Origin of the sequence: Arenibacter sp. P308M17, from assembly GCF_003426735.1 — a bacterium.
Classification (GTDB): Bacteria; Bacteroidota; Bacteroidia; order Flavobacteriales; family Flavobacteriaceae; genus Arenibacter.
Window position 1 is genome coordinate 47,846 of record NZ_QVON01000011.1, and the last position, 22,397, is coordinate 70,242.

Here is a 22,397-nt window from a genome sequence, read left to right on the forward strand (position 1 = left end):
CAAAGATATAAAAATAAAAAAGCTACTTTCATCAGAAAGTAGCTTTAAAACCAATTAATTTAGGTTATTAATTTTTTTTCAACCAGTCACTTACCATTTCAGGACTCATAACGGACTCCATAAAAGTGTAAGCACCGGTCTTAGGTGACTTAACCATTTTAATGGCCTTGGTCAATCTTTTTGAACTTGTTTGTAAACTCGCTACCGTTTTCTTTGCCATGACGTATTATTTAATTTCTTTATGAACTGTCATTCTCTTTAAAATAGGATTGAATTTCTTAATCTCCATCCTATCCGGAGTGTTTTTTTTGTTCTTGGTGGTTATGTACCTTGAAGTACCGGCCATGCCAGATTCCTTATGCTCTGTACATTCCAAAATAACCTGAATTCTGTTACCTTTCTTTGCCATTATTGTCTTAGTATTTCAGGATTATTTAATCAACCCTTTTTCCTTTGCTTCCTTTAAAACAACGGAAATTCCCTTTTTATTAATGCTTTTTAATGCCTTGGCGGAAACCTTTAAGGTCACCCAACGATCTTCTTCCGGAATATAGAAACGCTTTTTAGAAAGATTTACATCAAATCTTCTTCTGGTTTTATTAATCGAGAAGGACACATTGTTCCCAAACATGGCTCTCTTTCCAGTAACATCACAAACTTTTGACATCTCTCTACTTTTATTTTGTTATAAACAGGGTGCAAATTTAAATTAATTTTATGGGACGGACAAAATTCTTTATCAGAATTTTAAAATTTCTTTTTGCAACATTTCAAAGGCCTTATTTACAGTCTTTTGTACGATTCTTTCGCGCTGGCTCCCCATATGATATTTCTCCACCACAACGGCTTTGGGGGAAACAACCGCTATAAACACGGTACCAACCTCCGCATCCGAGTCTCCTTTTGCTGGACCTGCATTCCCAGTAGTGGCTATGGCAAAATCGGTCTTTAACAATTTTCGCAAATTAGTGGCCATTTCCTCAGCAACTTCCGCACTTACTACGGAAAACCGGTCAATGGTGGTCTTGGATACTTTAAGCACCTCTATTTTTGTCTCGGTGGCATAACTCACAATACTCCCCTTAAAATAAGCCGATGCCCCCGGTAAACTTGTTATCTGCTGGGCTATTTTACCACCGGTACAACTCTCTGCCGTACCCATGGTCAACCCTTTTTTAGTCAATAACCGGGCAATCACGGACTCTATGGGCTCATCCCCTTCCTCACCCAAGATTATGTCGCCCAGAAGATTTTTAATTTTTTTCGCCACCATATCGACCATGGCAATTAATTGCCCATTGTCTGTTCCTTTTGCCGTAAGTCGAAGCCTTACGGAACCAAGGCTTGGCAGATAGGCCAATTTTACCATACTGGGCAGGTTGTCCTCTACCGAGGATATTCGATCGGCCAAAGAACTTTCCCCCATACCATAGGTAATGATAGTCTTGTGAACAATATAAGGCCTGTTAAATTCCTGTATGATCCTTGGAATTACCTTGGATGTTATTAGGTTCTTCATCTCAAAGGGCACTCCCGGCAAGGAAACAAAGACTTTTCCCGCTTTTTTTATCCACATTCCAGGTGCAGTACCAAATTCATTGTGGAGTACATCTGCCTTGGACGGCACCAACGCCTGATTTTTATTAACTTCCAACAATGGAACTCCCAAGTGTTTCTTAAAGATGGCCTCTACATGGGCCAATACTTCCTTGCTTTCCACCAAAGTATCATTGAAATACGCGCACAGTGTATGCTTGGTAATATCATCTTTGGTAGGCCCCAATCCACCCGTTATTATAATAATATCGGCCCTGGATTCCGCTTCCTTGAGCGCTTCGAGAATATGCAGTCTTTCATCCTGTACGGAAGAAATCTGGTATACTGAAACTCCTATCCTATTAAGTTCTTGGGCAATGAAGGCAGAATTTGTATCTATAATCTGACCAATGAGAATCTCATCGCCAATAGTTATTATTTCAGCAAACATTAAATCTTAAAGTCATTTTTCAATTCCGAAACCACTTGATCTACGTCCTTCTTGAGTAATGGCACCAATCTCACGATCTCTTCCGTATTCTCTTCCCTTTTCCCCAATGTTTCTATCTGAAGGGCAATTGCGCGGGTTTGTTCCATACCCAACAAATCTACATTAGGTTTAATTTTATGTGCCAATTTATATACGCTGTCATAATTTTTTACCTCCAATGCTTTCTCCAGTTCTTCCAGATCCTGGGGAACTTCTTCCAAAAAAACAGCAACAACGGATTTAATGAATTCTTCATCACCATCTGCCATTTCATTTATCTTGTCCAGACTATAAATCATCTATTTTATATTTAATGAGAACATTTGTTCATTCTCCAAAGTACCCGAAAGATAATCATTTGCACTAATTCTACCAACACCGGCGGGGGTGCCTGTAAAAATAATGTCACCTTTTTTCAAAGTAAAAAAACTGGAAGCATAGGAAATTATTTCATCTATCTTCCAGAGCATTAAACCGGTATTCCCTTTCTGAACAACATCATTGTTCTTTTTAAGTTGGAAGTTCAAATTGTTAATATCCTCAAAATTGGATTTTGGCAACCATTTTCCTATTAGCGCGGATCCATCAAAACCTTTGGCCTTTTCCCAAGGCAAGCCTTTTTCCTTTAGTTGTGACTGTAAGTCCCTAGCGGTAAAATCCACTCCCAAACCAATCTCATCATAATAGGTGTGGGAAAATTGGGAATCTATATGTTTGCCCACTTTTTTTATTTTCACCAACACTTCCACTTCGTAGTGTATATCCTTGGAAAACTCAGGAATATAAAAATCCTGTTCTTTTGGCAAAACTGCCGAGTCCGGCTTAATGAACAGAACAGGAGCCTCAGGCCTCTCGTTGTTCAATTCTTTAATGTGGTCCACATAATTACGACCAATGCAAACAATCTTCATATTTATTATATAGCTCTATCTGGTATAGGCTTTCAAAAATTAAAACTAGCGTCCCGATAACCCTAAGAAGTATAACCAACAAAGCTTTCCATCTGGGTAATTATTTCTTAAAGGTCCTTAACCCAGTTTATTGTTCAATTTGCTCAACTTTATTTGGGTCAACACCTTTTTTGTGTACAATGGAAAATCAGCATTCAGTATCCAACCAAAATAACCTGGTTCATTTTCCAGAACGGCATGTACTTTTTTCCCCTTGTGCTTTCCAAAGGAAAAAATCTCCTCCCCCTCTTCATCCAACACTATAAAACCGGCAAAATCAACCGATTGTTTTCTAGTAGTAAATTCGGACAGCTTTTTAATATTGTTCTCCAATTCAGGATAACGGTCCAACTGCGACAAAAGCACCTCATAGGTGGCCAAGGTATCCGCCTCGGCACTATGGGCATCTACAAGACTTTTATCACAGTAAAATTTATAGGCTGCCTCCAAGGTTCTTTTTTCCATTTTATGAAAAATGGTCTGGACGTCCACAGAAACTGTATTCTTCATGTCAAAATCTATTTCGGCCCTGAGCATCTCTTCGGCCAAAAGTGGAATATCAAATCGATCCGAATTATAGCCTCCCAAATCACTATCCTTGATCATTTTATAAATTTCCTTGGAAAGTTGTTTAAATGTAGGTTCGTTGGCCACTTTCTCATTAGAGATTCCATGGATTGCGACTACCTGGGCGGGGATTTCCATTTCGGGGTTCACCAACCATGTTTTGCTCTCCCTATTGCCATTTGGATAGACTTTTAAAATAGCTATTTCCACTATTCTGTCCTTGGCCACATTGGTACCGGTGGTCTCCAAATCGAAAAAACAGATTGGTCTTGTAAGCTTTAATTGCATGTTGTAGGTTCTTTGTGCAAAGATAGTTTTTAGAAAGGTTTTGACTCGAAATAGACCTATAAAATGTTTAAAATCCTTTCAGCAGTATAAAATGGAGATATTTCCAAAGACGGTAAGCAATTAACAATTGGCAATCAGCAATCAGCAATCAGCAATCAGCAATTAGCAATTAGCAATCAGCAATTAGCAATTAGCAATTAGCAATTAGCAATTAGCAATTAGCAATTAGCAAAAAAACGGATTCCAAATACCATTACTAAAATTTTTCCAAACCAAAGTAACAACAATGGAACAATAGGCCTAACTGCCGGTAGGCAGGTCCGAACATCTTTAGATTATTCCAGTTAATAATCCAAATCGCGTTAAATCTCCCTATTTACGTCCCATGCCTCCAAATAATCCGCCACGCATTTGACGAACAACCCTCCCAGTGCCCCGTTCACGACCCGGTGATCATAACTATGGGACAAATACATCTTACTTCTGATGGCGATGAAGTCGCCCTCTTTTGTTTCGACTACTGCAGGCATTTTACGGATGGCCCCCAAAGCCAATATCCCCACTTGCGGCTGATTGATGATCGGGGTACCAAAAATACTGCCAAAAGTACCTACATTGGTTACGGTAAAGGTGCCATCCTTTACCTCATCCGGTTTTAAGGCATTGTTCCGGGCCCTCCTTGCCAAATCATTGACCGCCTTGGCCATGCCCACCAAGTTTAACTGATCCGCATTTTTAATTACGGGTACAATCAGGTTTCCGTCGGCCAAGGCCGCGGCCATACCTATATTTATATTTTTTTTCTTGATTATGGTGTCTCCGTCCAAGGATATATTGATCATGGGGAACTTTTTCAGTGCAATGGCCACCGCTTCCATAAAGATTGGGGTAAAGGTAAGTTTTTCACCTTCCCTTTTTTCAAAGTTATCCTTGACCTTATTTCTCCATTGTACCACGTTGGTAACATCCACTTCAACAAAACTTTGCACGTGGGCCGAGGTGGCTACACTTGCCCTCATATGCTGGACTATCAGTTTGCCCATACGGGTCAAAGGAATATGCTCGTCCCCATTCCCCAGCAATTCTTTTTCCAAAGTCGGTTTAACCTCTTCCTGCCTGGCTTCCTTTTGTTTAACAGCTTCGTATTGGGTTATTTGCCCCTTTTTTTCGTCCGAACCCGAAGAAGTTACCTCCCCTACCTTTTTTTCTTCCAAAGACTGCCTCCCTTTTGCCCTGCCAGAAGCAACATATTCCAAAATATCATTCTTGGTCACCCTGCCTTCACTCCCTGTACCTTTTAAGGTGTCCAACTCGGCCAAGGCTATCCCCTCTTGTTTCGCAATATTTTTTACCAAGGGGGAATAAAACCTATCGGCTCCACTATAATCCAATATTGGGGCGGCAGCGGTTTCCTTGGCACCCAATACTGCCACTTCCAGTTCCTCGATCGCTTTACTGGGGACATCCTCTTTTACAGATATCATATCACTATCCCGATCGTGATCGGATTCAAAATTATTTCCGTTTATTTCTATAATGGCAACGGTCTGGCCCACCTTGACAACATCGTCTATATTAAATAATTTCTCGACCAAAATGCCATCTACCTCGCTGGGAACTTCGGAATCTACCTTGTCCGTGGCAATTTCAAAAACAGCTTCGTCCATTTCTATGGTATCCCCAACTTCCTTCAACCATGAGGTAAGTGTTGCCTCTGCAACACTCTCTCCCATTTGAGGCAATTTCAGTTCAAATTTTGACATATCCTTATTTAATACACTTGAATTGATTTACAAATTGCAAAACTAATAAATAATAAGCCATATTTTTGACTTTTATTCATTATTTTTACCGACAACCCCTATACCTTTAACGAGTTCTCAAACGGAATTCTATTGAGAATGCTTCTTCCCAAAGTCACCTCATCCGCATACTCCAGCTCATCCCCTACCGCAATGCCTCTGGCAATGGTAGACGTTTTTATGCCCAACCCCTCTAATTGCCTGTAAATATAAAAGTTGGTAGTATCCCCTTCCATGGTAGAGCTCAAGGCGAATATTAATTCCTTTATTTTTCCCTGCTTCGCTTTATCCACCAAAGAGTAAATAGACAAATCCTGAGGTCCCACACCTTCCATAGGGGAAATTTTACCCCCAAGAACATGGTACAACCCCAAAAACTGGCCTGTATTCTCTATGGCCATCACATCCCGAATATCCTCGACTACACAGACAAGGCTTTCATCCCTTCTTGGGTTTGAACAGATGGCACAAACCTCTACATCGGAAATATTATGGCAGTTTTTACATAATTTAATATTCTCCTTTAAATTGACCAAGGCATTGGCCAAGCCGGTAGTCTGTTCTTTGGGCCGCCTTAAGAGATGGAGGACCAACCTCAGTGCAGTGCGTTTGCCAATCCCTGGTAACTGGGACATCTCATAGACCGCATTTTCCAATAATTTAGATGAAAATTCCATATTCACAAAATTACAATTTTATACCATTAAATTAAGAGACTGTCCAAGTTTTATCCTTTGGTTCGTTTATGGGTCTTTTCCCATATCCTACTTGCAGTTTACCGATACAAATAACTTTTCATCGATAGGTTGATTTTATGAACTACCAATAAAATTCATCCAAGTCACTGCCGTTGGATTAACTATAATCTAAAAAAACACTTCATCAAGTTGAATGAAATTGAAGAACATTATAACCTGATTTACAATAAATTAAATATTGTAACCAATACATAAACATCCTATTTGGTGCTCCAGTAAACGCTTTTTAAGTCATTAAATCCCATTCAATGGAAATTGCTTTTCAGAAAATTAGGATAAAGTTGTTATGGGTATATTTTGAAAATATAATAATTAGCCCTTATTTTGCCCTAGTGTTACAGGTTGATTGACACTAGGCATAGTTCCCCCAGTCCTATGGCCGCAAAACAATTTGAATTTAATGGCTTATTAACATAAGGAATGGCACCCCAAAATTGGTATTAACACTCTTTTATATTGAAGTTAAAGTGTGTTAATCCTTGTAAGCAGGTAATAGAATATTCGTACCTTAAAATCTATATAATGATTTTGGTCATTGATAACGCTATATATTTATAGTTAATGGTTAGTGTTTAGTATAGTCTATCAATGAAAGAAACCCGGGAGACTTCTCCCGGGTTTTGTTTTTTAGCCCCTATAATCCTTAGTTTTTCACCACCTAATTATAGCACTGCCCCAAGTAAATCCACTGCCAAAGGCGGCAAGCACCACCAAATCCTCATTCTTAATTTTTCCCTCTTCCCAAGCCTCTGTAAGGGCAATGGGTATTGAGGCTGCGGTAGTGTTCCCATATTTCATGATATTATTGAACACCTGGTCATCCCCTAGACCAAACTTATTTTGAATGTATTGGGATATCCTTAGATTGGCTTGATGGGGCACTAACATATCAATGTCCTTCGCTTCCAATTCATTGGCTTTTAGCCCTTCTATGATGACCTCACTAAATCGGGCCACGGCATTCTTAAAAACAAACGGACCGTTCATATAGGGCAAGTAAGACTCATCATTGGGGTCGTTGTCCTCCAATATATCCGTTACCCATCGTTTTCCCATCCCTGGCGCTATAAGCGACAATTCCTCGGCATGTTGTCCTTCCGAGTGCAAATGTGTAGACAGTATGCCTTTTTTGGAATCTACCTCCCTACTCAGTATCGCTGCCCCCGCACCATCGCCAAAAATCACTGAAACCCCCCTACCCCTGGTGGTCATGTCAAGTCCGTGGGAATGCAGTTCGGATCCGATAACCAACACATTTTTATACATTCCTGTTTTAATATATTGATCTGCTACGGACAAGGCATATATAAATCCGGAACATTGGTTGCGCACATCCAGGGCACCAACCGTTTTCATATCCAGATCCCGTTGCACCAAGACTCCTGGACCGGGAAAATAATAATCGGGACTTAAGGTAGCAAAGATGATAAAGTCAATATCGTTTTTATCCAATCCGGAGCGCTCAATAGCAATTTTGGCGGCCTTCACCCCCATGGTGGTAGTGGTATCCCCATCCCCTTTTACCACATGCCGTCTTTCCCTGATACCGGTCCGCTCCTGAATCCAAGCATCATTGGTGTCCATTATTTTGGACAAATCATCATTGGTAACCACATTTTTAGGTACATAGTAACCCAGACCGCTTATTTTTGAATTGAACATGAGTTGGAAAATTAAGTTTTATGGAAGACACTGCTTCCTTCTTATTCTATTATAGAGTCTAAAATATGGGAAATAAATTTAGTTACGCCCAATTTATATAAAAATATGCGTATAGGATGATATTGGTCATGGATTTATAGGGAATTGCACTACCCTTAATGAGATTGGGAACATTTTAAATCCAATAAAGAATGTCAGTTTGTCACTTCCCTCAATAATGGTATTTTTTTTGACAGTGGTAAGTCGTTAAACTAAAAAAAATAGAAGTATGGCCACAGGCAAGATCAATGTTTCCGTAGAGAACATATTTCCGCTCATAAAAAAATTCCTATACAGCGACCATGAAATATTTTTAAGGGAGCTTATTTCGAACGCAACGGATGCTACCTTAAAATTAAAGCATCTTACCACTATAGGGGAAGCCAAGGTGGAATATGGAAATCCGCTGATTGAGGTAAAGATCGATAAGGAAGGAAAAAAAATACACATTATTGACGAAGGTGTGGGTATGACCGAAGAGGAGGTTCAGAAATACATCAATGAAATTGCCTTTTCAGGGGCCGAAGAATTCTTGGACAAATACAAGGATTCCGCCAAGGACTCAGGTATCATCGGTCATTTTGGCCTGGGGTTCTATTCTGCCTTCATGGTGGCCTCAAAAGTAGAAATTATCACCAAGAGTTATAAGGACGAGCCTGCGGCGCATTGGACCTGTGATGGATCTCCCAATTTCACCCTAAAAAAGGCAAAGAAAACTACCCGTGGTACGGAAATAGTGCTGCATATTGCAGAGGATTCCACAGAATTTTTGGAAGAAGGCAAAATTGGCACCCTACTTAGAAAGTACAATAAGTTTATGCCCATTCCCATTAAATTTGGGACTACAACGGAGACGCTCCCCAAACCAGAAGGCGCCAAAGAAGAAGATCCTGCACCTACAAAGGAAGTGGACAACATCATCAACAACCCTAATCCTGCCTGGACCAAACAGCCAACAGAATTAACGGAGGGGGACTACAAAGAATTTTACAGGGAACTTTATCCTATGCAATTTGAGGAGCCATTATTCCACATACATTTGAATGTGGATTATCCTTTTAACCTAACGGGAATCCTGTATTTTCCAAAGCTTACCAATGACCTAAATACCCAAAAGGACAGGATTCAATTATACCAAAATCAAGTTTTTGTCACTGACAATGTAGAAGGGATCGTACCTGAATTTTTGACTATGCTGAGAGGGGTCATAGATTCTCCAGATATTCCATTGAACGTTAGTAGATCTTATTTGCAGGCCGATGGGGCAGTCAAAAAAATATCTACATACATCACCCGTAAGGTTGCCGATAAATTAAGCTCCCTATTCAAAAACAATAGGGAAGATTTTGAGGCCAAGTGGAACGATATCAAGATCGTTATCGAATATGGCATGCTTTCCGAGGACAAATTCTTTGAAAAGGCGGATAAATTTGCCTTGTACCCAACTGTAGACGGCGCCTTTTACACTTTTGAGGAACTACAGGAAAAATTAAAGTCCAACCAAACGGACAAGGACGATAAATTGGTAATCCTTTATGCCTCCAACAAGGAAGAGCAGCACAGTTATATAGAAGCTGCCAAGGCCAAGGGATTTGAAGTTTTATTGTTGGATTCCCCTATAGTTTCGCACTTAATGCAAAAACTGGAAACCTCCAAGGAGAAAATTTCCTTTGCCAGAGTGGACGCCGATCATTTGGACAATCTCATCAAAAAAGAGGACACCCAAATCTCCAAACTGTCCGATGAGGAAAAGGAGACCATAAAAACCGATATCGAAGCTGCCATCAACAATAAAAGCTATACCGTTCAATTGGAGGCTATGGACAGCAGCTCCTCTCCGTTCATTATTACGGAACCCGAGTTCATGAGACGTATGAAAGAAATGCAGCAGACCGGTGGCGGCGGCATGTTCGGTATGGGCAATATGCCAGAAATGTACAATTTGGTAGTGAATACCAACCATGAACTGGTTTCCGAAATCTTAAACACAAAAACGGCCAAAAAGAAAGAGCGTCTTATTACCCAATCGCTAGATCTTGCACGTTTGTCCAAAGGTCTGTTGAAAGGGGAGGAACTCACCAAGTTTATTAAGAGAAGTTATGAAATGGTGAAATAATCAGTTTTTCTACAATTATCAAGAAGCTGGATTGCCCTATGCAATCCAGCTTCTTTTATTTATATCTTTACCCTATGGAATATCCTTGGCACCAATACCTAATGGCATCTATCTATGTATTGGCTGGTGCAATGCATTTTATTGTTCCCAAAACATACCTGAGAATAATGCCCAGGTACTTGCCCCATCATAGGTTATTGGTATCCCTTAGTGGTCTGGTAGAAATCCTTTTGGGTTTGGGTCTATGCTTCCCGGCTACTAAAAATAGCGCTGTCCTTGGTATCATTTTAATGCTTACCGTATTTCTTTTGGTCCATTTTTATATGTTGAAGGGTGAAAAGGAATCGGCGGGCATTCCGAAATGGATACTGATCCTTAGAATTCCACTTCAATTTGTGCTCATGTACTGGGCGTATTCCTATATCGGACTTTAATAGGCAGTATTAAAAGCGGTCATCAAAATATTTCTTTAAAAATAAAATTTGGACATACAGAAATAAGGTAAATGCCAAAATACCGTACACCAAAGTATCCGAAATTAATATAACGGGCAATCTATCCAAAATATTGGGAAGTTGCAATTGTGGCCATTCAAAATTAAAATACCATACACCAACTTTGCCGGAATCCTGCATTAAAAATGGGAAGAGAACCACACAGAAAAGGCCAAAACCTATAATTCCCCAAGTTTTTCGGGAAATTAAGGGTACATATGCTGTACTACTTTTGCTATTGACAAGCCTAATCTTATACATTACTTTTGAGGTAAAATCCAACGAAGGCACATCCAAGGTTTGCTTCTTGACTATTTTAGCTGCCAATGTATCAAGTTCCCTTCCCAAGGCTTCATCTTTCATAGCTCTCAATTATTTCAGGTTCCAAATATTTCTTTAAAATCGATGCCAATTTTTTTCTACCCCTAAAAAGTTTGACCTTTACATTGATTTCCGTTAAGCCTACAATTTTGGAAATCTCGGCCAAGGACCTTTCTTCAAAATAGAAGAGGGTCAATAAAAACCCATCCTCACTGGGCAATGCCTCCAAACAATCCTGGATTACCCTACTTTGCTCCTGCGCCTCCATAGTTTCCAGGGCACTGTCCAAGGTCTTTATTTGGTGCGCAGTAACCCCATCTATCCGCACTAAATGAAAATCCTTTTTATACTTCTTTAATCTATCCAAACAAGTATTGTACGCTATCCTATATATCCAAGTAGAAAACTTGGAATCCCCCCTAAACTTATTTAAGGATTGAAAGGCCTTCACAAATGAGTCCTGGGCCACTTCTTCGGCTTCCTCCCTATTTTTCAACATCCGTAGGGCCAATATAAATACCATATCCCTGTAGCGATCCACCAAAAGCGAAAAACTATTGGTATCACCACTTAAAATCCGGTCTATAATTTGTTGGTCGTCGTTTGTGGACATATGGATGTATGACGAACAAATGCTGCCTTGGGTTACAAAAGCGGCAATAAAATATTCCGAAAAAAATGTAACCATCGCCAAAATTATATCGTCATAGCCTATGAACACATTAAAATTAATCAATTAATACACAACAAAATGGTAGGACCTGGATTTGTTTTCATTAGTCTCTTTATTGTAATTTTTGGAATTGTTTACCTCTATTTTTCCACGAGGAACAAGGAACGCTTGGCACTCATAGAAAAAGGTGCCGATGCCAGTATTTTTGTTAGGGGAAGAACCCAAAAAGCGGCCCCGATCTGGAAGATTTTAATTTTAAACCTGGCCTTATTGCTTATGGGAATCGGTTTGGGCATTATTGTGGCCGGTATTTTATCCGAAGTTCTATACGTCAAGAATGAAATAGCTTTCCCCGGCTGTATTTTTCTCTTGGCGGGTGCTGCCCTTTTTATTGGTTTTAAACTAACCAAAAACCTGGACAGGGAAATGGATTAGGCTACCCTTGTTAAATTTAAAAAACCTTCGTGTGCAAATACGAAGGTTTTCTATCTTTATCCTATGAAAGTCATCTCAACCAATACAGGAAAAGCCACCACCTTCCTTTGGAACGGTAAGGCAGAGCAAACGGGAATATTCAAATACCCTACCGACGAACCCCTTTTTCTAAGCAAAACGGAGGTACACAAGGATACCGTTATAGATAGGACGCATCATGCAGGAATCAACAAAGCCTGCTATCTTTTTGCAACAGACCACTACCCCTATTGGAGAAATCTATATCCGGAATTAAACTGGGACTGGGGAATGTTCGGGGAAAATCTTAGCGTGGAAGGGATGGATGAATCCAAAATGTGCATAGGCGACACCTATAAAATTGGTAACGTTGTGGTTCAGGTGTCACAACCTAGGGAGCCGTGTTACAAGTTGGGCGTTCGCTTTGGCAATGCCAAAATATTGAAGGAATTCATAGATTATGGCCATTCGGGAACCTACGTGCGAATCTTGGAGGAGGGCGAGGTAAAAAATGGGGACCAGCTTAGGCTGCTTGAAAAATCCAAAAACACACTTACCATAAAGGAATGCTTTCAAATTATACTTGCCAAGGAAAAGGATCCCATACTACTTCAAAAAGCGATCAACAACCCTTCGCTACCTGAATATAAAAGGGACCGACTTAAGAAATATCTTTAAATTAAAATAGGAGCCAAATGGCTCCTATTATTTTTGTTTTTTGTAATTTCTGGATAAGACTTGTTATTTCACGGATACCGTTTCAAAATACGTATTGGCACCCTCACTAAGGGATACGGTATAGTCGTCTTTTACAGCGCTTGTAAAATTGATCATCTTACCTATCACCAAATCCTTACCCATTTTTTGGGTATAAACAACCCTGTTATCGCTATCGACAACATTGATTACAACCTCATTTAGTTTTTGGTTTAGGTAATTCACATAAAGAATGCCCTTGCTTTTTCTGAAAAATGGTTTTGCCACTTCATCACGGGCAATAACATTTACCTCTGAATCCTCAACACTTATAGTAAACTCTACAGTTTTGATTGGACTTTCCATCTTTAAATAATAAAGGCCTTCCTCCAATTTGGACAGGTCGAATTTTTTAGAGTAATCTTCGTCTTCCTTAATATTCTCTACAAATATTTGATGCATGTCGGAATCGGTCAAAGTCAATATAGAAGATTCTGTCTGCTTGTTCAATTTAAGGACCAATCTTTTGGCATCCTTAACCGTTGTCAGGTACATTCCCGGATCGTTGGCCATTGCCATGGTACTAGTAAGTAATAAGGCGGCCATTGCTGTTAATTTTAAAACTGCTTTCATAACATTTAGGATTTAATATTAATAAATCATTTCTATGGTAAATGTAGTTTGGGAATTCCCGTCCCACTACTCCATAATTCCCCAATTTCTATTCTATTTTACCATCATTCAATATTAAATAATTGTTAACAGGTTAATTCTAAACACATTTGAGTTAAATTTGCACAGAATTGTCCAAAATGACTGTATTACCTTTACAATACCTAATGATATTAACATATGATACCTAAACCTACATTTGAGGTCATAGAACCTGATTTCGGCCATTCATATACCTATCAACAGTTTGATGAACATAACCCCAATAAAATAGGGGTATGGCACTATCACCCGGAAATTGAACTGGTTTATGTAAATGGGGGTTCCGGAAAGCGACAAATTGGAAGTCACGTTTCCTATTATACCGACGGCGATCTGATTTTAATTGGATCCAACCTACCGCACTGTGGCTTTACGGATGTGCTTACGGGCAACAAAAGTGAAAGCGTGGTACAAATGAAGCAGGATTTTTTAGGCAATGATTTTTTTAAGATCCCGGAAATGAGAAAAATTCAAAGTCTCTTTCAAATTGCTAGTGGAGGTGTGGCATTCACAGGTAGTACCAAGAAAAAAATTGGCGAAAAAATCGAAATCATGGAATATCAGACAGATTTTCAACGGCTGCTATCCATACTGAACATCTTAAATGAACTGGGCAACTCCAAAGAATATCAAGTCTTGAACGCCCAAGGTTTTTCCCTTCAAACCGAAGTGAAGGACAATGACAGGATAAATATTGTCTTCAATTATGTGAAAACAAATTTTAAGGAGGAGATAACCCTTGAAGATATTTCCGATCTGGTGAGTATGACCGTACCCTCGTTCTGCAGGTATTTTAAAAAAATAACAAACAAGACATTTGTACAGTTTGTGAACGAATGTAGATTGGTCCATGCCTCAAAATTATTGGCAGAAAGGCCCATTAGTATTACCGAGGTATGTTTTGAGTGCGGATTTAACAATTTCTCTCATTTCAATAAATCCTTTAAAGCATTTACGGGTCAAAATCCGTCCGAATACAGAAACGAACTGAAAAGTGTACTTCAATCGTGAGCCTGTTACTTTCAAAAAAAATAGAGCTACCACTCCCTGATAGTGATATTGTCTATTTTCCCACTTTTTTAAAGGCGGATGAAGCGGATTATTATTTTAAGGTATTAAAGGAAACCACCCCTTGGCAACAGGACTATATTACAGTATATGGCAAAACACATCCCCAACCTAGGCTGACCGCCCTATTTGGGGACCATAACAGGCCCTACTCCTATTCCAATATTACCATGCACCCCCATAGGTTTACATCTGAATTACTGGAATTGAGGAATAGACTATCTATGGAAATGGGCATACACTTTAACAGTTGTTTGTTAAACCTATATAGAAATGGCAAGGACAGCAATGGTTGGCATGCAGATGACGAGAAGGCCTTGGGCAAAAATCCGGCCATAGCATCCATAAGCCTTGGGCAGGAGCGTTACTTTCACCTAAAGCATAAATGGAAAAAGGATTTGAAACATAAACTACAATTGGCACACGGGAGTATACTTTTTATGAAAGGGGAAACCCAGCATTGTTGGTACCACCAAATTCCAAAAACTGCCAGACCCATTAAAGAACGCATCAATATTACCTTTAGGGTTATAAACTAAACGCGGTAAGCGGTAAGCGGTAAGCGGTAAGCGGTAAGCGGTAAGCGGTAAGCGGTAAGCGGTAAGCGGTAAGCGGTAAGCGGTAAGCAGAAATAAAAAAATCGGTTTTCATAACCGATTTTTTTATGCCTTTGTTATATCCACTGGATACTGCCCCTAACCTATCAGGCATTTACGTTAGTCTCCTCATATCCAACTTCAATAACAATAACTCAACAATTTTGCCAATTCATATAAAAATTGGTCAAAAGTGATGTTTTTTTCGATTATAGGTCTGAAAGATCAAATAGACCTCTGCAGTTAACCATCCCTTAATACAGACATCTCTTTACCAAAGGTTTACTCTGCAGAACGAGAGCTCATTTATTTTTAATTTTAAGAAAAAAGGTCGTTCAACACTTTGGCCAAGCGCAAACCTCCCTTTTGCAGTTGGTTCTCTACGGTAGCCCAATATTTATAGCCATAGGCGTAGCCCAATTTTTCCCCTACGGCTACCGAACCATAAATTTCATTGGCCATGTCCTGGGATTCCTCCACCCAATCATAAATATTGCCCTGCTGAATATTCTTAATTTGAACCTTGTTCAATTCCGGTAAATTATTTGCCAATTCCGAATAGCTCATTCCATAGTCATCTATCATATTGGAATCCCATAGCCTATGGAGGTTGGTACCTCTACCAAACCATTGTAATTGGATATCATTGCCTCCTTTATCCTCCAACCTGCCCACATGCATGGGTTGGTGCAGATCCGCTATTAAATGGACCAACATTTTTAGGTAAAATACTTTGTCCTCTTCCTTACTATTCCGATCCTTAACAACTTCCAAACACTTTTCAATTCCTATGATGATATCCCCCTCTTCACTGGGGGCGACCTCTGTGTATTCTTTATCGGATGGATAATTTACATAATGCCAGGGGCCAAATTTGGAAAAGCTCCTATCGGCCTTTATTTCGTCTGCATAAATTGAAACCAAAGCCAGACTTTGTCCCTTTAAAAGTTTCTTTATGGCCCTTTTGGTTCTTCCCGACAAATGTTGTTCTGCCACCTCTCCAATGGTTCTGTGTCCGGTCTTGGACCATTCCATGTTGTTGCCAATGCCGAGTTGAAAAATAAGAAGACATAGTACCGTAATTCCTTTCATCTGTTCAAATTTTATTGTTTTTTAAAAGTTAGACCTGCCCGACTTCTTCGTTCCCGTCCGTACCGGAACGGGCGGACAGGCGGGTGTAATTACTCACATCATTTCTATCATTACTGAGTTCGTGAACCTTCGGTTTCGCCATTGAACATCTCGGTTGGTATCAAGAATTGTCATGGTTCATTTCATAATTATTAGGTGTTGTTTACTATTAAAATATTAAATGTTTCAAAGACTGGCCACTATTTGAAAACAGGGTAAAACCCCTTAAAAAATTCATTGAAATTCCATAAATACACCTACTGATGGAATCCAAAAATAATGAATTGAAGTATAAGTAATTGTTAAGAAGTTAATCCATTTGATTTTTTAATATAATCTTGCAGTCCTAAATTGTAAAAGAGGATGTTGAAGAATATAAAAAATCCCTTTTTGAGGATTGGAATAATTTCCATACTTGTTTTGGGCAGCGCTGTTCTTATGTTGGTACTGCTCATCTATTTGGGGGCTTGGGGAAAGCTTCCCGGCAAGCAGGAGCTTTCGGATTTCAAGTACCAAAGGGCTTCCGAGGTCTATTCGACGGACAGTGTGCTTATTGGAAAGTATTTCCTGTTTGACAGGCAGCCCATACCATTTGATGCGGTACCCAAAAATTTAATAGAGGCCCTAGTGGCCATTGAGGATGAACGTTTTTATGATCATTCCGGAATTGATTACAAAAGCCTCGTCCGGGTGGCCCTCAAGACCGTCCTAATGCAGGACCGATCGGCCGGTGGGGGTAGTACCATTAGCCAACAATTGGCAAAGAATTTATATCCAAGGGAAAGCTCCGGAAAGTTTAATCTGGCCATTTCAAAATTTAAGGAAATGATAATAGCTTCCCGACTGGAATCCATTTACTCCAAGGAAGAAATCCTAATGCTTTACCTGAATACCGTTTCCTTTGGCGATAATACTTTCGGAATAGAAAGCGCTTCCCTAAAATTCTTTAATAAACCGGCCTTGGACCTTGAGCTGCAAGAAAGCGCCATCCTGGTGGGCATGTTAAAGGCGACCTATGGCTATAACCCCCGTGTTTTTCCAAAAAACAGTATTAACAGGCGTAATCTAGTACTTCAGTCCATGTATTCCAATAATTTTATTTCACAAAAGGAAGTGGACAGCATCAAACAACTTCCTTTAGAACTAGATTATAGGGATTACGATTACAATGAGGGCATTGCACCCTATTTTAGGGAAGAGGTAAGGAAACAAATGCTGAATTGGGCCAAGGCGCAAAAAGAGAAGGGACAGGATTACAATATATACACTTCAGGACTTAAAATTTATACCACATTGGATTCCAAAATGCAGGTATTGGCCGAAGAGGCCATGGAACAGCATATGAAAGCGCTCCAAAACAGCTTTGAAGAAAGTTACGGCAAGCGGGCGCCATGGATAAGGGACCAAAAACTCATTGATAAGGTTATACAGCATTCTGCACCCTACAAAAAATGGAAGAACGCAGGCCTCAATGAGAAGTCCATCATGGACTCGATGAACTTAAAAAAGGAAATGCGGTTAAGGGACTGGAACCAGGAGGAAATGCGTTCTGCCAGTACTATAGACAGTTTGTTGCACTATCTCAAATTCTTGAATACCGGCTCCCTTTCCCTGGATCCCCAAACCGGGGCAGTAAAAACGTGGCTGGGCGGAATTAATTTTAAATACTTTAAATACGATCATATTTCGCAGAGCAAAAGGCAGGTCGGCTCTGCATTTAAACCCATTGTCTATACCGCTGCCCTTGAAAACGGCATATCTCCCTGCACCTATTTTTCCGCGCAGGAGGTGGCCTATGGGAATATGGAGGGCTGGTCTCCCAGTAATTCCGGAAAGAAAGATGAGGCCTACCTAAATTACTCCATGGAAGAGGCCCTGAGCAACTCTGTTAATACCGTAGCAGTAAAGGTCTTGGAAAAAACCGGCATTCCCAATGTAATTGAACAGGCACAAAAAATGGGCATTGAAACCCCATTGCCCCCGCTACCCTCTTTGGCATTGGGGACGGCCGAGATCAAAATCAATGAACTGGCAGGTGCCTATGCCGGTTTTCTGAACAATGGCAGATCCGTCACCCCCTATTTGATCCACAGTATTACCAACGAAAAGGATTCCATTATCGAGACCTTTAATCCAGAAATAGCTGAAAACAGGGCCTTTTCCGAAGAAACAGGCCAAATCATGCTAGAAATGATGAAGGCCACCGTAAACAGTGGTACCGCCGCGCGTATACGTTCTACCTATGGTATTAAAAATGACATTGCCGGAAAAACAGGTACCACACAGAACAACAAGGATGCCTGGTTTGTTGCCCTGACCCCAAAGCTGCTCAATATCACTTGGGTAGGATTGGACCACCATGAAATAGGCTTTAGCAGCACTAGTTTGGGACAAGGGGCCAACGCGGCTTTGCCCATTTTTGCGCTGTGGATACAGAAACTAAATGCGGATAACTCCTTTGACCATATCACCAAAGCGAAATTTCCCGTCCCAAGTCCGTCCGTGATGGACCAACTGGATTGCGATCCGGTAAAAAGGGACGGATTTTTTAAAAGGTTGTTCAAGAATCCCAAAAAGAAGAAAACAAAAGATTTTAAAACGGATAATTAAACTATTATGCAATGAAATTGCAGGCCGGCAAAGGCAGGCCTGCCCTACTACGTTCAGGCGGGGTTTTAACCTTTAACTAGATAATAACATTTTTGGCGTAAAGGAGAATTAATTTTTAACATATCTCACCTTGCATTCCCTATTTAGTACTTAAACCATATCTTTGACGGCAAATCAATTCCAAAAATCCCAAACACTATTCCCTTTTATGGATTTCAAAATATTATGCTCCGATCTGGATGGCACTTTATTGACCTATAAGGATAATGTCTCCGATCTTACCATTTCGGAAATCAAAAGAATAAAGGACCGTTTAAGGATTATATTGGTTTCGGCCAGAATGCCCCAGTCCATGACCTATATTCAAAAAAGTCTGGGCATAGAAAATGAACCCATCATTTGTTACAATGGCGCATTGGTCCTGCACGGTTCAAAAGAATTGCTCTCCACTTTTATCTATATGGACCAAATATCCTCAATTTATGATATGGCCAATAATGTCGGAATTCAGCTGGGCCTATATTCCAATAGGGAATGGTATGTAGAAATAGACTCCGAGCGGGTACGGAAAGAAATAAAATATACCAAAACCCTTCCCATTTATAGGAACACCAAAGCTACCATCGAAGATTGGGAAAATAGAAGGATAGGGGCGCATAAAATTATGCTGATGGGGAACAAGGACAATACCGATGGACTTTTCCCAGTACTTCAAAAGCATTTTTCCCATACCCTAAACCTGTACCGCAGCAACGATACCCTGATCGAAATTGCACCAAAATCGGTTTCCAAATTAACCGCCATCAAACTATTATTGGGCGCACACGAAAGTCTAAATGACGTTATTGCCTTTGGTGACAACTACAACGATATGGAAATGCTTCAAAATGTGGGACGCGGAGTAGCTGTGGCCAACGCCCGTGAAGAGGTGAAACGTATTGCCCGCGACCTTGCCCTGAAAAACTCTGAGGACGGGGTGGCCCTTTATATAAAGCAGCATATTTTAATTTGATTATATTTGGAACCAACGAAAGGCCCAATTGAACCGATCTTTATATGAAGGAAGCAATTATTACCAATGATACCGTTGTATTTGGACTACTTACCCTTTGTTTGGGGTTCATCTTTTACACCTCTTCCCTAAAGACAGGCTTTTGGAGTAAATTTTACAATATAGTACCCGCCGTTCTCATGTGCTATGTACTGCCTTCCATTTTGGCCAGTAGCGGTTTAATATCGGACGACATCTCCGGTCTCTATTTTATGGCCAGTAGGTATTTGCTGCCGGCCGCCCTGATCTTAATGACCCTGAGTATAGATCTTAAGGCGATAATCAATCTGGGATCTAAAGCCCTGATCATGTTTCTGACCGGTTCCTTCGGAATTATAATAGGCGGGCCATTGGCCATACTGATTATTTCCCTTTTTTCTCCAGAAACCGTAGGCGGGAACGATTTTGATGCCATTTGGAGAGGGCTTGCCACTATTGCAGGAAGTTGGATTGGCGGAGGGGCAAACCAAGCCGCCATGCTCGAAATTTATCAGTACAATCCTGACAAATATGGGGGAATGGTTTTGGTGGATATAGTGGTAGCCAACATATGGATGGCCATTATTTTGTTGGGGGTAGGAAAAACAAAAAAAATAGACCGTTGGCTTAAGGCAGATACCACTGCCATTGAAGAGCTTAAGGTTAAGGTATCAAAGTTCACGGAGAAAATAACCAGGGTCCCCACTTTAAAGGATTATATGATGATGCTTTGCTTTGCTTTTAGCGGGGTAGGTATTTCCCATTTATTTGGGGATAATATCAGTTCGTATTTGACCTCCAACTTTGACAGTGTTAGCGATAATAAAAGTTTTCTTTCTTTCTTGGGCTCCAGCTTCTTTTGGATGGTAGTTTTGGCAACCATAGTTGGAATTCTACTTTCCTTCACCAAGGCAAAGAATTATGAGGGGGCAGGGGCAAGTAAACTGGGTAGTGTATTCATATATATCCTAGTGGCCACCATTGGTATGAAAATGGATTTGGGCAAGGTCTTTGAAAATCCCGGCCTCCTTGCCATAGGTTTTGTTTGGATTATGATTCATGCCGTTTTATTGATCGTTGTTGCCAAATTGATCAAGGCACCCTATTTCTTCCTTGCCGTGGGGAGTCAGGCCAACGTTGGGGGTGCAGCTTCCGCCCCGGTTGTTGCTGCGGAATTTCATCCCTCATTGACCTCGGTAGGTGTTTTATTGGCGGTATTGGGCTACGTGGTAGGTACGGGCGGTGCCATACTTTGCACAATTCTAATGGAAATTGCATCAAAAGTTTAAAATTCCATAAACTTTAATGATATTTGCGCTTCAAAAAAAATGATATGAAGAAAATTATAATGGTCGCGGTACTGGCAATAATTATGATCTCTTGCGGGGATGGCAGTACTGAAAGTACAATGACGGTTACCGGAAATGTAAAGGGCCTAAAAAAAGGAACCCTATATCTACAGCACATTGCGGACACCACTTTGGTCACGGTCGATTCCCTTGTAGTGGAAGGGGACGGTAATTTTTCCTTTAGCACGGAACTGGAAAGTCCTGAATTGTTCTATCTGTATCTTGACAAAAAGGACAACAATAGCATAAATGACCGCATCACCTTTTTTGGGGAACCTGGAACTATAACCATTAAAACCACTTGGAATACTTTTGACCTGAATGCAAAAATAGAGGGATCCAAAAGTAATGACAAGCTAAAGGAATATATGGAAGTAATGTCCAAATTCAACACCAAAAATTTGGAATATGCCAAACTGGGCATGGACCCCAAAATCCAAAGTGATTCCATCGCTTTTGATTCCCTTCAAAATTTAACCGATAAAAACGTGAAGAGAGGATACCTTTATGCCATTAACTTTGCGTTGAACAACACGGATTCTTATGTAGCACCCTATATTGCAGTAAAGGAAGTTTCGGATGCCAATCTTAAATATTTGGACTCCATTAACAATTCGCTCTCCGATGACGTTGCCAATTCCAAATATGGTAAGGAATTAAAAGAACATATCGACAACCTCAAGAAAGATACCGCACAATAAAAAATAGGCCGCCCAAAAGTAGACGGCCTATTTTTTAAAATTCCTGTTAGGGAAAATACTACCCCAGTTTATTAAGTTGCTCTATTAGGGAACCGGCTTTGGTTTCCAATTCCGTCTTAACGGATTTTAAATGTGCCGGTCTATTCTCCACGGACTTTTGGTTTACTTTCGCGATCAAATCGTCAAAGACTTCTATTGCATTGTCTATTATTGCATTACCTTCTTTAGAATTTTGCTTATTTCCGGAAGCTTCCACTAGATACACCGCTTCAATAATATCTCCTAAAACGTAATTAATATCCTTCTTTAAATCTTTTATACTTGCCATTGGTAAATTTATTTTTTGCAAAAGT

At 40.1% G+C, this 22,397-nt stretch carries 26 protein-coding genes; 10 read left to right on the top strand and 16 right to left on the bottom strand.

Going from position 1 to position 22,397, the window contains the following annotated elements; translation table 11 throughout:
* Window positions 1–67 precede the first annotated feature (67 nt).
* The 10 genes from D0S24_RS19905 to D0S24_RS19950 all read right to left on the bottom strand — a co-directional run bounded on the left by D0S24_RS19905 (window position 68) and on the right by D0S24_RS19950 (window position 8,053).
* On the bottom strand, window positions 68–220 hold the full coding sequence (locus tag D0S24_RS19905) for a DUF4295 domain-containing protein (RefSeq protein ID WP_117021590.1): 153 nt from the start codon (window positions 218–220) through the stop codon (window positions 68–70).
* 6 nt (window positions 221–226) lie between these two features.
* Complete coding sequence (gene rpmG / locus D0S24_RS19910; RefSeq protein ID WP_117021591.1) at window positions 227–409, bottom strand: 50S ribosomal protein L33; 183 nt, start codon at window positions 407–409, stop codon at window positions 227–229.
* A gap of 21 nt (window positions 410–430) precedes the next feature.
* On the bottom strand, window positions 431–667 hold the full coding sequence (rpmB, locus tag D0S24_RS19915) for a 50S ribosomal protein L28 (protein ID WP_031444792.1): 237 nt from the start codon (window positions 665–667) through the stop codon (window positions 431–433).
* A 72-nt stretch (window positions 668–739) separates the two neighbouring features.
* Window positions 740–1,987, bottom strand: a complete 1,248-nt coding sequence (locus tag D0S24_RS19920; protein ID WP_117021592.1) for a competence/damage-inducible protein A — start codon at window positions 1,985–1,987, stop codon at window positions 740–742.
* Entirely contained in the window at window positions 1,987–2,325 is a 339-nt protein-coding gene (locus tag D0S24_RS19925; protein WP_117021593.1) for an Hpt domain-containing protein, read from the bottom strand. Before D0S24_RS19925 ends, D0S24_RS19920 begins: the two co-directional genes overlap by 1 nt.
* Complete coding sequence (locus D0S24_RS19930; protein WP_117021594.1) at window positions 2,326–2,937, bottom strand: fumarylacetoacetate hydrolase family protein; 612 nt, start codon at window positions 2,935–2,937, stop codon at window positions 2,326–2,328.
* A 117-nt stretch (window positions 2,938–3,054) separates the two neighbouring features.
* Complete coding sequence (locus D0S24_RS19935) at window positions 3,055–3,831, bottom strand: 3'-5' exonuclease (RefSeq protein WP_117021595.1); 777 nt, start codon at window positions 3,829–3,831, stop codon at window positions 3,055–3,057.
* A 362-nt stretch (window positions 3,832–4,193) separates the two neighbouring features.
* The gene (locus D0S24_RS19940) at window positions 4,194–5,594 is read right to left on the bottom strand and encodes a dihydrolipoamide acetyltransferase family protein (protein WP_117021596.1); all 1,401 of its coding nucleotides are present in this window, start codon (window positions 5,592–5,594) and stop codon (window positions 4,194–4,196) included.
* A gap of 98 nt (window positions 5,595–5,692) precedes the next feature.
* Window positions 5,693–6,310, bottom strand: a complete 618-nt coding sequence (gene recR / locus D0S24_RS19945) for a recombination mediator RecR (protein ID WP_117021597.1) — start codon at window positions 6,308–6,310, stop codon at window positions 5,693–5,695.
* A gap of 732 nt (window positions 6,311–7,042) precedes the next feature.
* The gene (locus tag D0S24_RS19950; RefSeq protein WP_117021598.1) at window positions 7,043–8,053 is read right to left on the bottom strand and encodes a 3-oxoacyl-ACP synthase III family protein; all 1,011 of its coding nucleotides are present in this window, start codon (window positions 8,051–8,053) and stop codon (window positions 7,043–7,045) included.
* A 268-nt stretch (window positions 8,054–8,321) separates the two neighbouring features.
* Here D0S24_RS19950 and htpG point away from each other — a divergent pair, with 268 nt between their 5' ends.
* Together htpG and D0S24_RS19960 are read left to right on the top strand one after the other, a co-directional pair.
* A complete protein-coding gene (gene htpG, locus D0S24_RS19955; protein WP_117021599.1) occupies window positions 8,322–10,208 on the top strand; it encodes a molecular chaperone HtpG in 1,887 nt (628 codons plus the stop codon).
* Window positions 10,209–10,282: 74 nt separating this feature from the next.
* Window positions 10,283–10,642: a MauE/DoxX family redox-associated membrane protein gene (locus D0S24_RS19960; RefSeq protein ID WP_117021620.1), complete on the top strand. Its 360-nt coding sequence runs from the start codon at window positions 10,283–10,285 to the stop codon at window positions 10,640–10,642.
* Window positions 10,643–10,651: 9 nt separating this feature from the next.
* Here the strand turns inward: D0S24_RS19960 and D0S24_RS19965 are convergent, their stop codons facing one another.
* Window positions 10,652–11,065 (bottom strand): hypothetical protein, encoded by a 414-nt coding sequence (locus tag D0S24_RS19965; RefSeq protein ID WP_117021600.1) that lies wholly within the window; start codon window positions 11,063–11,065, stop codon window positions 10,652–10,654.
* On the bottom strand, window positions 11,055–11,711 hold the full coding sequence (locus D0S24_RS19970; RefSeq protein WP_309545108.1) for a sigma-70 family RNA polymerase sigma factor: 657 nt from the start codon (window positions 11,709–11,711) through the stop codon (window positions 11,055–11,057). Before D0S24_RS19970 ends, D0S24_RS19965 begins: the two co-directional genes overlap by 11 nt.
* 63 nt (window positions 11,712–11,774) lie before the next feature.
* On the opposite strand from D0S24_RS19970, the gene D0S24_RS19975 reads away from it, so the two are divergent.
* Both D0S24_RS19975 and D0S24_RS19980 read left to right on the top strand, forming a co-directional pair.
* Window positions 11,775–12,131 (top strand): DUF6249 domain-containing protein, encoded by a 357-nt coding sequence (locus tag D0S24_RS19975; RefSeq protein WP_117021601.1) that lies wholly within the window; start codon window positions 11,775–11,777, stop codon window positions 12,129–12,131.
* Window positions 12,132–12,194: 63 nt separating this feature from the next.
* Window positions 12,195–12,827, top strand: a complete 633-nt coding sequence (locus tag D0S24_RS19980) for an MOSC domain-containing protein (protein ID WP_117021602.1) — start codon at window positions 12,195–12,197, stop codon at window positions 12,825–12,827.
* Between the two features lie 63 nt (window positions 12,828–12,890).
* On the opposite strand, the gene D0S24_RS19985 is transcribed toward D0S24_RS19980, so the two are convergent.
* Entirely contained in the window at window positions 12,891–13,478 is a 588-nt protein-coding gene (locus D0S24_RS19985; RefSeq protein WP_147321484.1) for a hypothetical protein, read from the bottom strand.
* A 219-nt stretch (window positions 13,479–13,697) separates the two neighbouring features.
* On the opposite strand from D0S24_RS19985, the gene D0S24_RS19990 reads away from it, so the two are divergent.
* Both D0S24_RS19990 and D0S24_RS19995 read left to right on the top strand, forming a co-directional pair.
* On the top strand, window positions 13,698–14,570 hold the full coding sequence (locus tag D0S24_RS19990; protein WP_117021604.1) for an AraC family transcriptional regulator: 873 nt from the start codon (window positions 13,698–13,700) through the stop codon (window positions 14,568–14,570).
* Complete coding sequence (locus D0S24_RS19995; RefSeq protein ID WP_117021605.1) at window positions 14,567–15,166, top strand: alpha-ketoglutarate-dependent dioxygenase AlkB; 600 nt, start codon at window positions 14,567–14,569, stop codon at window positions 15,164–15,166. Before D0S24_RS19990 ends, D0S24_RS19995 begins: the two co-directional genes overlap by 4 nt.
* Here D0S24_RS19995 and D0S24_RS20000 read toward each other — a convergent pair.
* Both D0S24_RS20000 and D0S24_RS20005 read right to left on the bottom strand, forming a co-directional pair.
* Window positions 15,156–15,338, bottom strand: coding sequence for a hypothetical protein (locus D0S24_RS20000; protein ID WP_117021606.1), 183 nt, complete (start codon window positions 15,336–15,338; stop codon window positions 15,156–15,158). The genes D0S24_RS19995 and D0S24_RS20000 overlap by 11 nt on opposite strands.
* 203 nt (window positions 15,339–15,541) lie before the next feature.
* Complete coding sequence (locus D0S24_RS20005) at window positions 15,542–16,315, bottom strand: S1/P1 nuclease (RefSeq protein ID WP_117021607.1); 774 nt, start codon at window positions 16,313–16,315, stop codon at window positions 15,542–15,544.
* 402 nt (window positions 16,316–16,717) lie between these two features.
* Between D0S24_RS20005 and D0S24_RS20010 the strand changes: the two genes are divergently transcribed.
* The 4 genes from D0S24_RS20010 to D0S24_RS20025 all read left to right on the top strand — a co-directional run bounded on the left by D0S24_RS20010 (window position 16,718) and on the right by D0S24_RS20025 (window position 22,044).
* Window positions 16,718–18,964 carry a transglycosylase domain-containing protein gene (locus D0S24_RS20010; RefSeq protein ID WP_117021608.1) on the top strand — a complete coding sequence of 749 codons (2,247 nt, stop codon included), beginning with the start codon at window positions 16,718–16,720 and terminating at the stop codon, window positions 18,962–18,964.
* A 208-nt stretch (window positions 18,965–19,172) separates the two neighbouring features.
* Window positions 19,173–19,976, top strand: a complete 804-nt coding sequence (locus D0S24_RS20015; protein WP_117021622.1) for a Cof-type HAD-IIB family hydrolase — start codon at window positions 19,173–19,175, stop codon at window positions 19,974–19,976.
* 44 nt (window positions 19,977–20,020) lie between these two features.
* A complete protein-coding gene (locus tag D0S24_RS20020) occupies window positions 20,021–21,283 on the top strand; it encodes a DUF819 domain-containing protein (protein ID WP_117021609.1) in 1,263 nt (420 codons plus the stop codon).
* Window positions 21,284–21,327: 44 nt separating this feature from the next.
* Window positions 21,328–22,044 (top strand): DUF4369 domain-containing protein, encoded by a 717-nt coding sequence (locus tag D0S24_RS20025; RefSeq protein ID WP_117021610.1) that lies wholly within the window; start codon window positions 21,328–21,330, stop codon window positions 22,042–22,044.
* Between the two features lie 58 nt (window positions 22,045–22,102).
* On the opposite strand, the gene D0S24_RS20030 is transcribed toward D0S24_RS20025, so the two are convergent.
* Window positions 22,103–22,372, bottom strand: a complete 270-nt coding sequence (locus D0S24_RS20030) for a hypothetical protein (protein ID WP_117021611.1) — start codon at window positions 22,370–22,372, stop codon at window positions 22,103–22,105.
* Window positions 22,373–22,397: the final 25 nt, after the last annotated feature.